Here is a 15,972-nt window from a genome sequence, read left to right as displayed (position 1 = left end):
GTGAAAATATCGAATCTGCGTATCGGCCTTCGCTTGGGCCTTGGCTTTGCAACCCTCTTGGTGTTTCTTACGTTCGTCGCAGTCCTTGGCCTCCAGCGCATGGGGAAGATCCAGGGAAATCTCAGAGAAATTACCGACGTCAACAACGTCGAATCAAAGCTAGCATTGGTTATGCGCGCCACTATTTATGAGCGTGGGATAGCCATCCGAAATGTCGCTCTTCTGACCAAAGACGAGGAAATGCGTCCAGAAGTTGAGCGGATTGCAAAGGAGGAGCAGAAGTTTGTTGAGGCGTATGCGAAGCTCGACAAGATGTTCAGCACGCTTTCCGGCACGACCGAGCAGGAAAAATCCATGCTGGCCAAGGTTCATGAAATCGACCGGGCGCTAAAGCCATCGATGAGCAAGGTCGTGGAACTGGGATTGGCCAATAAAAGTGAGGAAGCAACCGCTGTGTTGATTAGCGATGTACGTCCGGTACAACGCAAGCTGCTGGCGCAACTGGCGGAACTGATCGATTTCGAGAATAAGCTCAACGATGATGCGGCGGCAGAAGCAGACAGGACTTACGAAGGCGCCCGCAACCTGATGATTGCCATTAGCGTGGTTGCGGTTGCCTTGGGGGCACTAATCGCGTGGCTGATTACAAGAAGCATTACCCAGCCGATCAATGAGGCAGTGCGCGTTGCAAAGACAGTGGCGGCCGGCGACCTGACCAGCCATATCTCTGTTACCAGCACTGACGAAACCGGGCAGTTGCTGCAAGCGTTGAAAGAAATGAATGCAAGCCTGGTGACGATCGTGGGCGAAGTGCGCGGGGGCACCGATACCATCGCCACGGCATCACGGCAGATTGCAGCGGGCAATCTCGATTTGTCTTCACGTACGGAAGAGCAGGCCAGCTCGCTGGAAGAAACTGCGGCTTCCATGGAAGAACTGACCTCCACGGTCAGGCAGAACGCCGACAATGCGCGGCAAGCAAACCAGCTCGCGCTGTCCGCATCCGATGTGGCCATCAAGGGCGGTGCCGTGGTCTCCGAAGTGGTCAGCACGATGGATTCGATCAATGCATCAGCCAAAAAGATCGTCGATATCATCGGGGTGATCGACGGCATTGCCTTCCAGACGAATATCCTTGCATTGAATGCGGCAGTCGAAGCTGCGCGGGCCGGTGAACAGGGCAGGGGCTTTGCCGTGGTTGCGACCGAAGTACGCAGTCTGGCGCAGCGCAGCGCCGCCGCGGCCAAAGAAATCAAGGGTCTGATCGATGACTCGGTTGAAAAGGTCGAGGCTGGCACGAAACTGGTCGGCGAAGCAGGCACGACGATGGAGGAAGTCGTCACCAGCGTCAAGCGTATGACCGATATCATGGGCGAGATCACGTCGGCCAGCCAGGAGCAAAGCGCAGGTATCGAGCAGGTCAATCAAGCCATTGCACAGATGGACCAAGTGACCCAGCAGAATGCGGCGCTGGTGGAAGAAGCTGCAGCCGCTGCCGATTCGCTGCAGGAACAAGCTGGATCGCTTGCGCAGTCGGTCAGCGTGTTCCAGCTCGATGGCACGGTGCAGAGTCAGCCAATCGCGCCTGCGCCCCAGAAAATGGCATCTCTTAAGCGAGTCACTGCGCCAGAATTAAAGCCGATGCGTCCGGCATTGCCAACCTCGGGCCGGTCCACGGCGGCACAGCCACGCCAGACTCGTGCGCTGGATACGCAGACGTCCGCAGCCGGCGACTGGGAACAGTTCTAATCGGTATGAAAGCCGGGTCGAAGCGGCCCGGCAGGTTGCTGTTGCCCTAAACTGCCCTTAGCAAAGCGTTGCTTTTTACTATTGTTTTCGCGCCACGGCAAACGTGGTCGATCAAGGTATTTCTTTCATTTTTGCAACTAAAGTAAGATTGAGATAATTTCCGTTCTATACTTTCTCTGGCATATCATGCCTATAGGGCCCGATTGCTAAACCTGTTGTTCCTAGCAAATTCCCGCATGCATCCTTGCTAGCCAAGCCCTATGACCACAATTTCCGCGCGTCTACCCCCCTCCCATACATTCAGGTTTTACCGTGAAAATGCCAAGGCTATGGTCGTATGGCCAGTGGCTTGTGGCCTGCTCATTGTCGGAATATGGCTCTGGGCATGGACAACCATGCAGCAGGAAAAGAAGCAGTCGCGGGAACTCGCCCAGCAGACAGCGGTAACCAATGCCCGCATGCAGGCCGAACTGATCGAGCGGACGATCGGCCATCTTGACTACATCATGCAGAGTCTGCAGTTTCAGTGGCAGGAGAATAACGGTCGGCTGAATTTGGAAAAACAGAAAGAAGCTGGCCTGGTACCCAAAGCGGCGCAGATTTCCGTCACGCTGTTCGGTCCGGATGGCAGGCCGGTCACGACAACCAGTCCGCAAATCAAATCGACAAAGGGAATCGCTACCCGGGACTATTTCAAAAGCCATGCGGCCAGCCCCAGCACAGCTTTGGTTATTTCCAAGGTAATGCACAGTATTCTGGTTGAGCGTGATGTCATTCTCCTTTCGCGCAGACTTAACGCCCCAGATGGGGCTTTTGCCGGCGTCATGGTGGTCGCCATCGAGCCCGTTTTCCTTGCCGCGTTTATTGATGAAGCCGATTTTGGCGAGGGAGATTTCGTCTCTTTTCGCAGCGCAGATGGGGATTTTTTGGTCTCCAAGACGAAGAAGGGGATTCAGTACAAGGTTCCGAACCTTCTTGAAAAGCGGCCGCCTGAAGCCCCCGCCGGCGTGCGGTATCGGTCGGCAGACCAATATCGCGACAAAAAGGGTCGCATCGTCGCCTGGAATACCGCGTCGAGCTACCCAATCATGGCAGTCGTGGGCGTGGCAGAGGCATCCCTTCTGGCCAACTACGAACCAAGGAGGCATGAATTACTTGGACTGGCCGCTGCCGGTACCCTGATATTGCTTGGCATTGCCATAGTTGGTACCCGCCACATGTTAAGCAAGGTGTCGAAGGCCCAATATAACCGCGAAGTCAATGAGGCCTATCGCATTGCTACCGAGAGTGCCAAAGAAGGCTTTTACATGCTCAGGCCGCTTCAAGGAAAAAACAGGGAGATCACTGATTTCCTGATCGAGGACTGCAACGAGCGCGGCGCCATATACAAGGGTCTGTCCCGGGAAGCGCTGGTCGGCAGGACGGTGGTCGAAGCCATTTCGAAAACGGCACAGCCGCGCATGATGGCCTACCTGCACAAAGCGTTGAAAACCGGCTTTCTGGAAGACGAGGTGCAGATATCGCAGGAGGGTGCCCGTGCACCCCAATGGCTCTACCTGCGCATTGTTCGCTCCAGCGCGGGACTGGCCGTGACATTACGGGATATTACCGAAAGCAAAAGCCATCAGGAGGCGCTGGTTGTGATGGCCAATGCCGACCCGGTGACTTCGCTGCCCAACCGGCACTGGCTGATGAATCATCTGCCTGGCGCGGTCGACTCTGCCCGATCCACAGACATGATACTGGCCGTCCTGTTCGTGGATCTGGACGACTTCAAGAACATTAACGACACACTCGGCCATGCCGCCGGCGACGAGTTGCTCAAAGCCGCCGCCCTGCGCCTGAAAGGCGTCATTCGACCGCAGGACAGGATTGCCCGCCTTGGCGGTGATGAGTTCACCATCGTTGTCGAATCGGCCCAGACCCGAGAAGAGGTGCTGGCCGTGGCCGAGCGGGTGATACAGGCCCTTCGGTCGCCGTTTGCGCTTGCCAATGGCGAGCGCAAACACGTTCTGCAGGCCTCAGTAGGAATCAGTCTGTTTCCGGAGCACGGGAGTGATCCCGAAACGTTGTTGAGGCAAGCCGATATGGCCATGTATGCGGCCAAGGACAATGGAAAAGGCATGTATTGCCTCTTCGAGCCGAACATGGAGCGCCACCTGTTCATGCAGCTGACACGACAGGCCGAGTTGAAGCGCGGGATCGGGCGCGGTGAACTGGTGCTGCACTATCAGCCAAGGGTTCGGGGCGACACCGGAGAGATCACCAGCATGGAAGCCCTGGTGCGCTGGAATCACCCGGAACGAGGCCTGATACCGCCGGTCGAGTTCATTCCGATGGCCGAAAAAGCCGGGCTGATCGTGGCGCTGGGCGAGGAAGTGATCCGCATGGCCTGCATGCAGCTGGCGCTGTGGAAGGAAGAAGGATTGGATGTCGTACCGGTTTCAGTCAATGTCGCGGCACAACAGATCGACGCCGGCACCGTGAACGCCATTCTGGATAGCGCCTTGGCGGGCAACGGTCTGGATGCCAGTCTGATTGAAGTGGAAATTACCGAGTCCGCCACGATCGCCGAAGACGGACAGGCGGTGGCAGAACTGGAAGCCATCCAGAAGATGGGGATCAAACTGTACGTGGACGACTTCGGCACCGGCTACTCGTGCCTGGCGCAGTTAAAGCGACTGGACATGGATGGGCTGAAGGTCGACCGCGCCTTCACGTCGCAGATGCTCAACAGCCCCGCGGATGCCGCACTTTTCGAGGCGATCGTCTCGATGGCGCATGCGCTGGACATGCGTGTTGTGGCCGAGGGTGTGGAAACGGCCGAGCAGCTGGCGGCACTTCAGGCCCTGTCCTGCGACGAGGTACAGGGCTATTACATATCCCGGCCGGTACCAGCCGCTCAGGTAAGGCGGCTGTTGGAAAAGCGTTACCTTTTCCCTGAGGCAGAGCGGGTCACATAGGTGACACAGCGACCTTCCGGCATCACAACCGAAATTTTTCCTTGTCCTGGCCAGCCAGCCAATTCGGCATACGGCCACGGCCGCTCCAGGTGTCGCCAGTCTCGGGATTGCGGAATTGCACGGTGCCGGATTTCTTTGCCGCGCCTTTTTTGCCTTTCGGCTGCAAGTCATCTACGGTAATGCCATATTCCTGCATGAGGCCACGAATTTGCTGAATGGCCCCAGACAATTCCTGTTCGCGTTGCGCCGCAGCCTGCTGCTGGAGTTGTTCGATCTGCGCCTGAATTTCTTTCAAACTTGCCATAGTGATTCCTTTCTCGCCGTTATAAAAAGCCCCTGTATTGCATAGGGGAGGGCAGGTTATAACATATGCGCTTGCGATTAAAAGCAATCCATCCGACTCATTGTTCAAAATCGTCTTTGTTAAACCGTTTGTAAATACATCGAAACGTTTTAAGCATCTGCTTAAGAAGTTGTCATAATTTCATTATAGTTTGCCTTTCGCGGATATTAATTGCTGGCGATGGCAGTACGCATATCTTTTGACGTGGTGCATATCTCCATACCATCACAAGGAGAATTGCATGGCATTTTCAGCAGAAATCATCCACATTAAAGATCACAACGAAGACCACGAGGTCGGCGGGCTGGATTTGCCTGTCGCCGTTACGCTGGCCACGGAACCTCAGCACACCGCCGTAGCATTCGAGATGGTTGAGGCAGGCCTCGGAGCGTTTTCCTCGATTGGGGCGTTCAACGTTCGTGCCCCCTCGTCCGGAACGATTCAGTTCGCAACGTTTGGCCACGTCGCACTCGGTCAGCGCATCACATGGAATCATTCTGTCGAAATCGAACGAATCATCATCGAGGCCCAGGCCAAAATTGAAAACGTCATTGAACGCAGCACACTTCTGGCATTGAGAGAGGCGAAATCATGGCGATGCAATGACGTTGATCCGGCCGCGCTTTTGCCACCTGTTCTTGATCGCAAAGGGGCAGTCGTTCAATTCGGCGACTGGTGCCGGTTTTCTATTCCTGAAACCGGGAGGAGGGGAATTGGCTGGATCATCAGTTTAAATTGCCATCCCATCAGACCGATTGGCGTTCGTCCGCTAAACGAACGCCTAATCGGTGCAATAGGCGCCTGCCCGGCAGAAATCGAAATCCTTTCCAATTTCCGCATTTAACGTAGTTCACCGGCTCTCGATTCTTCGAGGGCCGTTTGTCTTTCTACTGCCGGGTATTCCCGCTCTTGCGTTCTGGTGTGAAGCATCTCCTTGGACATCAAAACCGCCACACCACGGCGAATTCCATAAACCTGTTCATCCCGGCCGAAATGGCCGTTCTTCAAGGAGCTTTTCATGTCAGCAGCAGTCCCCGCGCAGCAAATGTCTTTTGGCGATTTCGCCCAGGCAGCAACGGCAGTACAGCTTCTCAATCACGGCCGCAACTGGGAGATATTCCTTCACGGCTGCAGCCTCGGCTTTGCGGACGGGAGCCTGGAAACGGCGCTGGCGCAGGTGCATGAGCGCGAAGTCAACAATGCCCTCTACGCAAACTCTCCTGACGCTCCGGAATGGATGAAGGCCGACATGCCGTCGGCTGCCGTACTGGCCGACTATCCGCAAGTGGCAGCGCGATTTCCCGATGTCTTCGCCATGGTTGGCAGCCAGCAGGCCGCCGACCCACGCAATGTGCCGCTCGACCACCAGCAGTTCAACGCCTATATCGAGCAGTGCTTTTCCGAGATGGATGCTTCGCTCCGCGATCTGGTTGTCTGTCCTGCCGGCCATGCCTGGAAACAGGCAGAAAGGGCGCTACGGTGGAATGCTGGCGATCCGCTTCGTTCCACGCTTAACGGTGCGTCCTTCTTCATTGGCCGCACGCTGGCAAATGAGCAAGACGTCCACCAGTTCGGCATTGAGGTCCGGTACTTTTGGCAACGGCGAACCTTGCAAAGAAATGGCAAAACCGAGGTGTTTGGTGACGATCAGCACCGCGTAATGCTTTGGATTGAGCAGGGCAAGCCGTTTGCCGGCATGAGCAAAAGCCTGCTGGACCAGTCGGCGTCGTTCTTATACGCTGATGATATCCACGCCTTGGCCACACAGGTCGCTGCGGTGATCAGGACTGCACTTTCCCGATCTGTCTGCACAGGTTTGAAAAGCACGTCTTCGTTGGCTTAACCGTTGTTCCTACTCCTTGTCGTCTCTATGCGACAAGGAGTGTTCTTTTCCCGACGAAACAGGCCGCCTGGATATCAGCGGCCAAGCGGGCACCAAGTTAGCAGCGTTCTATTTTCATGTGGCACATATCCCGGACATCAAGTCTCATCCTTTCGGGACGTAAACACAAAGGCGGAAACTTCGCCCCTTACATGGAATTCACATTATGAAAATCTTCCTGTTAACTCTTTTTTCAGCGGTGTATTACGGCGCGTGGTGGCTCATGAAGCACAACCAGGACATTTGGGCTTATGTCATCTTCGTGTCGTGCACCTTCGTTTTGTTTCCCTTGCTGTGGGCACTCTTTACCAATGGACCGGCAGGTACCTTCATGCCCGATCGCTCAGCCGAAGATATGGCGCATGACGACGTGCTGGTCCCAGTTGCAGACCTTGAGGAAAACGGGGCCGCTCAGGAAGCGTGGCAGTCGTTCCCCGATCTGCCGGATGACGACGAAGCTGCTCGCGCTTCGCCCCAAGCACAAACGCCTGTACAGCAACCAACCGCGGCCGATCCGCACAAGGGACAAAAAGAACTTTTCTGAACCCGTGCCACCAACCCGCCGACCCCTGTGCCATGCGCCAAGGGTTTTTTCTTGCCCAAACGGTTTGTGCGCTTGTGTATGGATGTGATGCATCTCTCCTCTGCACGGTATGCCGGGGCTGTCCCGAAAATCAATGTAACTCAACAGGGAGCACATCATGATCGTATCGCATGCACATACCATCGGCGTTAACGAGTTTCTGGGCACGGACGAGGAAGGGCAGGTCGTTCGCCTCGCGGTTCAGGATTTTGGCCATCTTGTCAGGGCATCAGGTCCCTTCATGCAGTTCAAACGGGGCAGCTTCGAGCAATTCTCGGACATGATCGAGTCGAACTATGACATCAGGCAGGCGCGCACCGGCGAGACCGTGGAAGTTTTTCGCAGGGTGCATCAGCGCAACCAGTTGCAACATGAACCCATGACGCAGTGACTTCAGGACTGCCTTACCCGACCCGGCTACTCATTGAGTGCCGGGTCTTTTTGTATGCTGGAGGATGGTGCGATTGTCATTTCGTGTGGTGCATATAGGAAGGCTTGATCAACTCAATCCAATACACCATCTCAGAAAGGAATTATTCGATGAAACGTTCGCCAGTAGTTGCCATGCTGTGTGTCGCCGTCCTTGCAGCCGTCCCGATGGGTCTGGCCGTTGCGTGGGAAGCGGATACGCAGTACCGGGACTGGAGGAATGACCCCAGGCCGCCGCAGGACACCGTCAAGTGTGCCAACGCACAGGAAGCCTGGCTGGCGGAGCCACAGAAGCGTGTGAACATCGACATGAGCAATCCCGGCGCATTTCGCTGGAGCCTCACGGAAGTTCATGCGCAGATGGCGAAGCTTTGCAAGTGAGTTCGTCCCTAGGTGCCGCTTTGGCCGCTCAGGGACGTTCTTTTTTCCTGCACGAATGCACTGCTATGTCTCACCAGCCCAAGCCACCTAACTTGCTTCTGCAGCCCTCGCTTTCCCCTGAAAGCGGGGGCTTTCTTTTTCGGTCGGGTGTTAATAAGCAGATGGCCCAAAACCTTTTAAATCAAAGGTTTGGACGATATGTTGCTGCAATGCACAAAACTAAAACAATTCCGTTCGTATTAAATTTTTGCCAACATCCTTAAAATTAAGGAAAACAGGGTGCTGGGATTTTTGGCAGACCACGTCCAAGCTTCAGTGCAGTCTTGGCGGCCGGCGGTCCGATAGGAGAGGCAGATGCGGGAGCAGTTTTGGCACCAGACTTTCGTTAGCCTTGGGATTGTCGCGGTCGTTATGGCGATTACCTTCTTGGCAAGCCAAGCTGCCCTGAAGCGCCAGCATGCTTGGCGGACTTACGACACTTATGTCCTTGGCGACGGCATTGTAAATTCAGTCAGCATCACTCTTGACGTCAAACTTACCGAAGCCGAGCGCAGACGTATCCTCGTTGAATACGCCAAGGTGCTGGCTACCTACGCGCCTGCCTTCAACCCTAACTCGGCACTCGACGTACGGCCTATCCCTTAAACACGACAAGGACCTCGCAATGACCACTCCATTCGAACGCACCCGCGCCGTACTCAAGACCCGCGAATTTCTGTGCGCGCTGGCACATCATCCCACTCGAACGCCTGGCGTGCCAGAAGCCGTGCGGCAGCAGGCGGTCACGTTGCTTCGCCACTACCCCGGCACTGGAGACATGAGCTTGGCTCACGGTGCCATTCCAAACTGGTTTGGGCCACCGGACGGTTAGGGGGTATTTCCAACTGATGCTAGGTGGCGAAGGGTCCGTCAGTTAAGCTCTGCCGAGAATTGTCGCAATAATTTCTTCCCTTGTCATGGAGCTGAAAACCTTGGGCACGACTTCGTGACTCTTCGTATCAGCGGCACGCGAAGCCATTTCGTCGTGCATTTTGCGCGCTGCAGCGACGCGGATTACCTGGTCTTCTTGATTTGCCGTGCGAGTGCATAACTGCGAGCGTTTTCTCATCGTACGCATTCGAAATTTCCCTAAAAAACAAATTCGAAAAAGCCAAAGCAAGTATAGGCATCTGTTTATAAACGGATGCCTCCTACACTCGAGTAGTTGGGAGACTACTTCTGCACGGTCAGCGACGTAACCGTCGGCTGGTCTTTTACATTGTCAACAGCCACTTTGACCTTGTCACCAGTTTTGACCGTCGAAAGCAAAGACGCGTTTTCTACGGGAAAAGTCATTGTCATCGGCGGCATCTCGACCGTCTTGCTCTTCAGCTGGCCGTGCTTGATTGTCACAGATTTCCCGGCCGTATCGATCGCTTGTACTACTGCCTCATTCATGGCCAGGCTTGCAGGCTTCGGCGAGTCCATGTTCATGCCGCTCATCTCCATGTCTTTATGACTTTGTTGGGCCTGAGCGTTGAGGGCAAATACGGCGAATCCGAGGACGACAGCGGCTCTTAAAAAACGGTGTTTCATAGTTCTACTCCTTCAGGCTGTGGTTGTAATTCAGGGTGGGTCGCTGCGTGGCGAGTCGCTTGACGCAGCTTGAATTCTTGGAGAAGGCGCCAAGCCGCCGGGATGACGAACAGAGAAAGCAGAGGCGCGGTGAGCATGCCTCCAACCATGGGCGCCGCAAGTCTTCCCATGGCTTCATGGCCTGCGGCTTGCCCCACCATCAGTGGGATGAGCCCAGCCAGAATGACGGCCACTGTCATGGCTTTCGGGCGGACACGCTGCACGGCACCTTCCCGTATCGCTTCCAGAATCAGTTCCTTGGTCAACGGTCGCCCGGCGTCCAATCGGTGCTGAAGAGAATTCCTCAAATAGACCAACATAACCACGCCAAACTCTGCAGCCAGGCCGGCAAGCGCGATGAAGCCAACGGCTGTGGCGACCGATACCGCATGGCCTAGGAGCCAGATGAACCAGAAGCCCCCGACAAGCGCAAAGGGCACGGTCAGCATGAGCAAGGCGGCTTCAGGCACAGACCGGAATGCCAGATAGAGGAGAAGAAAGATGACCACTAGCGTCAACGGAATGACGGTTTGCAGTCTCTCAGCCGCGCGCTCCATGCTTTCGAATTGACCCGACCATGCGATTGAATATCCAGGAGGCAGCTTCACTTCTTTGGCAACGGCGGCCTGCATGGCATTGACCGCCGAGCGCAAGTCGGTGCCACGCACATCGACATAGACTACTCCGGAGAGCCGGGCATTTTCGCTTCGAATCATCGGCGGCCCATCGGTGACAGTGATATTGGCCACATCGCTCAGGCGAATCTGGGCGCCCTTGTCGGTCACGACAGGAAATTCGCGTAACGACTGCACCGAATCCCGGTACGCCTGCGGATAGCGCACGTTGATAGGGAAGCGCTGGCGGCCGTCAATGACCTCGCCAACGTTCTCACCGCCAATTGCCGACGAGACGACCGACTGCACATCCGCGACCGCGAGGCCGTACCGTGCTGCCCGTGCCCGGTCAACATCGACATCGATGTACCGGCCGCCGCTGAGCCGCTCTGCCAGAGCGGATGTGACGCCGGGTACGTTTTTAACTGCCTTTTCTACTTGAGAGGCAATCTGGTCAATCTGCGCCAACTCCGCGCCAGTCACCTTCACGCCAACTGGGGTTTTAATTCCGGTGGAGACCATTCCGATACGATTTTTTATTGGCGGAATAAAAACATTCGCAAGCCCAGGCACCTTCACAACACGGTCCAGTTCCTCAACCAGCTTCTCCGGCGTCATCCCCGGGCGCCATTGGTCGCGTGGCTTGAACTGGATGGTCGTCTCGAACATTTCCATTGGCGCTGGGTCTGTTGCCGACTCCGCACGCCCGGCCTTACCAAACACCGTGGCCACCTCAGGCACCGTCTTGATGAGCCGGTCAGTCTGCTGCAGAAGCTCGCCGGCTTTAGACGCAGAGAGGCCCGGGAGCGCCGACGGCATGTAGAGCAGGTCTCCCTCATCGAGTGCCGGCATGAATTCACCCCCTAGCTGAGAGACCGGAATGATGGTCAGTGCCAGCGCGACCATAGCCACACCAATCGTCCACCATGGATGCCGAATGCTGGCCTCAAGTAGTGGCCGGTATGCCCAAATGAGCCCTCGATTGACAGGGTTCGACGCCTCGGTGGGTATCCGCCCGCGGATGAAATAGCCCATTAGCACAGGAACCAGGGTAACGGCTAAGCCAGCGGCTGCTGCTAGGGCATACGTCTTGGTGTAGGCCAGCCCGGCAAACAACTTCCTCTCCTTGCAAGGCGAATACCGGAATGAACGATAGCGCGACGATAAGTAGCGAAAAGAACAAGGCAGGCCCTACTTCCACTGAGGCTGCCGTGACTATCTCCCACCGCTCTTTATCCGTTATTTTTCGGTTCGGGTGAGCATGGGCATAGGCTTCCAGGTGCTTGTGGGCGCTCTCTACCAGCACGACGGACGCGTCCGTCGCAGCACCGATTGCAATTGCTATTCCGGCAAGTGACATGACATTCGCATTGATGCCCTGATAGCGCATCACGATAAAAGCGGTAAGGACGGCGACCGGCAGCGACACGATTGCAACCAGCGAGCTGCGGAAGTGGAACAGAAACAGGGCGCAGACGGCGGCGACTGCGATGAACTCCTCGACGAGTTTGCTGCTGAGGTTGTGTATGGCGGCGTTTATCAGGTTCGACCGGTCATAGGTCGGCACGACTTCAACGCCCTTGGGAAGCGAGCCTTTTAGCGTCTCCAGGCGTTCTCTGACTCCTTCGATGGTCTCCAGTGCGTTTTTCCCAGAGCGCATGACCACTACGCCGCCGGCGACCTCGCCTTGACCATTCAGTTCGGCAATGCCACGGCGCATTTCTGGACCGAGACGGACTGTGGCAACGTCTCGCAGGGTGATCGGCGTCCCGGCGCCACTGGTGCTCAGGAGCACACTGCGGAAGTCCTCCAAAGTGCGCAAGTAGCCGCGGGAGCGGACCATGTACTCAGTTTCCGCCATTTCGACAACCGAGCCGCCAGTCTCCTGGTTGGCTTTGCCCAGTGCTTCCAGCACTTTGGCGTGGGATATGCCGAAGACCCGCAGCTTATCCGGGTCAAGCACGACCTGGTACTGCCTGACCATGCCGCCGATACTAGCGACCTCCGCGACGTTCGGAACGGTCTTGAGCTCGTACTTCAGAAACCAGTCATTCAGCGCGCGCAGCTGGCTCAGGTCATGTTGGCCAGTGCGGTCAACCAGAGCGTATTCGTAGACCCAGCCTAGCCCGGTTCCGTCCGGACCCAACTCGGCACGCACGCCCTGTGGCAGCCGGCTTTGTACTTGGCTTAGGTATTCCAGCACCCTGGACCGTGCCCAATACAGGTCAACATCGTCCTGGAAAATTACGTAGACAAAGGAGTCTCCAAAAAACGAGTACCCTCGAACCGTTTTCACTCCCGGGACTGACAACAGGGCGGTCGTCAACGGGTAGGTGACCTGGTCCTCTATGAGTTGGGGAGATTTGCCGGGGAACGGCGCCCGGATTATGACCTGCGTCTCTCCAAGCTCCGGCAAAAAGTCGACGGGTACGGTAAGTGCCGCTCGCGCACCAAATATCAGGATAGCGACCGCCGCCAGCAGCACCCAGAACCGGTTGGCAATGGACGCTCGAATAATCCGGGCAATCATTTCCTGCCTCCGCCGGCTGGTGTGACGGTTTCGAGCAGGTAGCTGCCATCTTTTCCTTCCTTGAACGAGAACTCGAATTCTTGGCCCACTTGGGCGTGGGGAAACGCGTCCGGACTGGGCTTGGCAAAGTCCATGGTCATCGCCGGCCATTTCAACTCGGGAATCGGCTTATGGGAAAAGGTGAGACTTTTCGGGGACACCTTCTCGACCTTGCCGACACCGCGGTAGACCGGTGACATGCTTGTGGAGGTTGGCTCTGAAACCGAACTTCCCTGTGCTCGCGCTGCGCTGGCTAACTTCGGGAGGACGCCCTTGAGGCTGGCTTCTGAATCAATCAGGAACTGCCCTGAAGCGACGACCTTTTGGCCTTCCTCCAACCCGCTCAGGACTTCGGTATCGTCCCCGATGTCACGACCGGTTGTGACGGTGACCGGCTGCATGCTGTTATGGTCGCCGGCGACTAGGACTACCGACCGCTTTCCGGTAGCGATGACAGCCTCAGTCGGCACCAGCAGCCGGGTAACCGACTTGTCGGCGCCGAGGCGGACGCGCATGAGCATTCCCGGCGTGAGGCTGCCGTCCCGGTTGTCTAGCTCAAGGCGGGCCTGCACAGTCCGCGTGGTCGTGCTGACGCCAGGCAGAATTTCGCGCACCTTACCGGTGTACTTCCGATTTGTGTCGCCGGCGGGCGCCGCTTCTACCGACATTCCAGCCCGTGCTGAACTGGCCAGGGCTTCCGGCACTTCCGCAACCAGCCAGACCTTGTTCAGGCCGGCGACCTTGGCCACGGTCATACCAGGGGACACCATTGCGCCCTCACGCACCGCCAACTCAGTGATGACGCCGGTGACTGGCGACGTCAGCGTCAGGTGGCTCTGCGCCTGCCCGGTACGCTCCGTCTGCGCAATCAGACCGGACGGAATTGAAAGTGCCTGCATCCGCTGGCGAGCCGCCGCGGCAAGCGTCTCGTTGCCTGACCGCTTGAGCGCCAGGTATTCCTCCTGGGGGCCAATCCAGTCAGGCACAAACAGCGAGGCCACCGGCTCCCCGCGCTTGACGCGCTGCATGGGCGCGCGAGCATAAAGCCGGTCGATGTAGCCGGTCACTCGGCTTTGAACGACTTCAGAGATGCTTTCGTCGAACTGAGTCGTGCCAACCACGTCGAACGACTCTCGCGTTTCTTCTTTGCGAACAGTGGCGAAGCGAATGCCCAGATTTTGCTGCAGGGTTGAGCTGACTTTTACGCCGCCCTCTGCAGATGCTTCGTCGGCGTATACCGGGACCAGGTCCATGTCCATGAAGGGAGACCGTCCCGGTTTGTCGAATTTTTGCCCAGGCACCATAGGGTCGTGCCAGTAGAGCACCGCCCGTCCTGTCTTTGGGTCAACCTTGTCGCCAGTCGCGGCAATGGGCGCTGGGGTAGAAGTCATGGTTGCAGGAGCCTGCTGATGAGTTCCTGCCCAGTAGCCGCCGTATGCCAGTCCTGCGCCGGCGAGAGCCAAGGCCAGCCCTTTCAATGCGAAATTCGATTTCATTGCTCAGCTCTCCCTGTGGCGACTTGACTGTGTGGAATGACGTGGTATTCGAGCTTGGCCCAAGTGGTAGCCGCTTCCTTTTCAACGTCCAGCACTTGCATCTGGGCGTCCAAGGCCATCCGTTTTGCATTGAATACTGCCGCCAAGCTGCCCGTACCCGACCGGTATGCCGCCATGGCCAACTCGACCTGCTGGTTCGCCGCGGGCAGAAGCTCCTTTTTCAGCTGTGCCCCCCGCTCCTGGAGGCTGGACAGGGTCAGGGATTGGTCTTGAATTTCTGCCCGCAGCTCGCGTAGGGCCTCTTCATACTGCATCCGGGCTTTGGTGCCGAGTGCCGACTTTTCGGCGATATCGCGGTCCTGCCGCTGTGCCCGGTTCACCGGCAGCGGGATGGTCACGCCGACTGAGACCATGTTGGAATACTGGCTGCCCCGCTGCGCATAGCCAGCTTCAAAGCTCCAATCGGGACTGCGTTCTCTCGTGGCGACAGCGGTGTCTGCATCAGCAAGGGTGATGGCGCGACGTGCGCTCAACAGCATCGGGTGGTATTTCTCCAACTCGTCGACCGGCAGATTTGGGACATGGGAGGTCAATGGTGGCAGGGAGCCAGTCACGGACTCCACGGGTACGGCCACCCAGCGGGACAATGCCGTCCTGGCACTTTTGAGCATCTGCTCGCCTTTCCGGGTGCGGTCCTGCGCCTGCGACAAAGCCAGCTGGGCTTGAAGGACATCGGCAGCGCCAGTTTTCGCGCCTCGCAGCGCCGCCTGACCAGTCGTCAGGTCCTGGTTCGTTTCATACTCCAAAGCCTTGAGTAATGCGAGGGAACGCTGAGCAAAGAACAGGTTTATCCAGGCAACGGCCGTCTCTTCCCTGACTTTGGCAACGTTGGTCAAGTAACTGGCTTCTTCGGCATCAACTGCACGTTGGCCACGTTCAGCCCGGGCGGTGCGCTTGTCGGCGGATACCCACTGCTGTTCAATGCCCACGCGGCGCATAGTCATGAAGTCCCGACTCAGGCTGAACTTATCCGGCCCGTTGACCGGCACGTTGTCGATGCCGAATTTCAGCATTGGGTCAGGCAACTGGTCGGCCTTTGCAGCCATTTCCCGACTCGCCTGCACGGAGGCCACGGCTGCCTGGCTGGAGGCAGAGCGCTGGACGCCCAGTTGAAGCGCTTGGTCCAGGGTAAGGACCGAGCTTTGAGCGTGGCTGAACGCCGGAATGATGGCAATCGCCACGAGGGCGCCCAAGTGGTAGAGGTGGCGCACGCGGCCATTGGACGCCGGCGACGCTTTTACGCTAAAAAACATGAATTCTCCTGTGATGGGACGTGTACCGGCCACGGC

At 57.0% G+C, this 15,972-nt stretch carries 13 protein-coding genes and 1 pseudogene; 9 read left to right on the top strand and 5 right to left on the bottom strand.

The features are described 5' to 3' along the window. On the top strand, nucleotides 1-1,749 hold the full coding sequence (locus IGW04_RS10740; RefSeq protein WP_194713070.1) for a methyl-accepting chemotaxis protein: 1,749 nt from the start codon (nucleotides 1-3) through the stop codon (nucleotides 1,747-1,749). A gap of 395 nt (nucleotides 1,750-2,144) precedes the next feature. Beyond that, nucleotides 2,145-4,712: a bifunctional diguanylate cyclase/phosphodiesterase gene (locus IGW04_RS10735; RefSeq protein WP_194713069.1), complete on the top strand. Its 2,568-nt coding sequence runs from the start codon at nucleotides 2,145-2,147 to the stop codon at nucleotides 4,710-4,712. Between the two features lie 22 nt (nucleotides 4,713-4,734). On the opposite strand, the gene IGW04_RS10730 is transcribed toward IGW04_RS10735, so the two are convergent. Next, a complete protein-coding gene (locus IGW04_RS10730; protein WP_194713068.1) occupies nucleotides 4,735-5,016 on the bottom strand; it encodes an H-NS histone family protein in 282 nt (93 codons plus the stop codon). A 280-nt stretch (nucleotides 5,017-5,296) separates the two neighbouring features. Here IGW04_RS10730 and IGW04_RS10725 point away from each other — a divergent pair, with 280 nt between their 5' ends. From IGW04_RS10725 to IGW04_RS26120, 7 genes are all read left to right on the top strand, one after another. Continuing rightward, nucleotides 5,297-5,899 carry a hypothetical protein gene (locus IGW04_RS10725; protein ID WP_194713067.1) on the top strand — a complete coding sequence of 201 codons (603 nt, stop codon included), beginning with the start codon at nucleotides 5,297-5,299 and terminating at the stop codon, nucleotides 5,897-5,899. A gap of 174 nt (nucleotides 5,900-6,073) precedes the next feature. Beyond that, nucleotides 6,074-6,898, top strand: coding sequence for a hypothetical protein (locus IGW04_RS10720; protein WP_194713066.1), 825 nt, complete (start codon nucleotides 6,074-6,076; stop codon nucleotides 6,896-6,898). 205 nt (nucleotides 6,899-7,103) lie between these two features. Continuing rightward, complete coding sequence (locus IGW04_RS10715; protein WP_194713065.1) at nucleotides 7,104-7,481, top strand: hypothetical protein; 378 nt, start codon at nucleotides 7,104-7,106, stop codon at nucleotides 7,479-7,481. A gap of 157 nt (nucleotides 7,482-7,638) precedes the next feature. Then, nucleotides 7,639-7,911: a hypothetical protein gene (locus tag IGW04_RS10710; protein WP_194713064.1), complete on the top strand. Its 273-nt coding sequence runs from the start codon at nucleotides 7,639-7,641 to the stop codon at nucleotides 7,909-7,911. A gap of 149 nt (nucleotides 7,912-8,060) precedes the next feature. Then, nucleotides 8,061-8,330, top strand: coding sequence for a hypothetical protein (locus IGW04_RS10705; protein WP_194713063.1), 270 nt, complete (start codon nucleotides 8,061-8,063; stop codon nucleotides 8,328-8,330). Between the two features lie 354 nt (nucleotides 8,331-8,684). Beyond that, nucleotides 8,685-8,975, top strand: coding sequence for a hypothetical protein (locus IGW04_RS10700; protein ID WP_194713062.1), 291 nt, complete (start codon nucleotides 8,685-8,687; stop codon nucleotides 8,973-8,975). 19 nt (nucleotides 8,976-8,994) lie between these two features. Then, the gene (locus tag IGW04_RS26120; RefSeq protein ID WP_323744842.1) at nucleotides 8,995-9,201 is read left to right on the top strand and encodes a BPSL0761 family protein; all 207 of its coding nucleotides are present in this window, start codon (nucleotides 8,995-8,997) and stop codon (nucleotides 9,199-9,201) included. A gap of 341 nt (nucleotides 9,202-9,542) precedes the next feature. On the opposite strand, the gene IGW04_RS10695 is transcribed toward IGW04_RS26120, so the two are convergent. The 4 genes and pseudogenes from IGW04_RS10695 to IGW04_RS10680 form a co-directional block, all read right to left on the bottom strand. Beyond that, the gene (locus tag IGW04_RS10695) at nucleotides 9,543-9,905 is read right to left on the bottom strand and encodes a copper-binding protein (RefSeq protein WP_194713061.1); all 363 of its coding nucleotides are present in this window, start codon (nucleotides 9,903-9,905) and stop codon (nucleotides 9,543-9,545) included. Beyond that, nucleotides 9,902-13,088 (bottom strand): annotated as a pseudogene (locus IGW04_RS10690) (efflux RND transporter permease subunit). Before IGW04_RS10690 ends, IGW04_RS10695 begins: the two are co-directional and overlap by 4 nt. Next, nucleotides 13,085-14,623: an efflux RND transporter periplasmic adaptor subunit gene (locus tag IGW04_RS10685; RefSeq protein WP_194713060.1), complete on the bottom strand. Its 1,539-nt coding sequence runs from the start codon at nucleotides 14,621-14,623 to the stop codon at nucleotides 13,085-13,087. Before IGW04_RS10685 ends, IGW04_RS10690 begins: the two are co-directional and overlap by 4 nt. After that, the gene (locus IGW04_RS10680) at nucleotides 14,620-15,936 is read right to left on the bottom strand and encodes a TolC family protein (RefSeq protein ID WP_194713059.1); all 1,317 of its coding nucleotides are present in this window, start codon (nucleotides 15,934-15,936) and stop codon (nucleotides 14,620-14,622) included. The genes IGW04_RS10685 and IGW04_RS10680 overlap by 4 nt, the downstream gene beginning before the upstream one ends. Nucleotides 15,937-15,972 lie beyond the last annotated feature (36 nt).

This window comes from Noviherbaspirillum soli, from assembly GCF_015352955.1.
GTDB classification, from domain to species: Bacteria; Pseudomonadota; Gammaproteobacteria; order Burkholderiales; family Burkholderiaceae_D; genus Noviherbaspirillum_A; species Noviherbaspirillum_A soli.
Note: the sequence above shows the minus strand (reverse complement) of the source record. Positions and strands in the feature narration are given on the sequence as shown.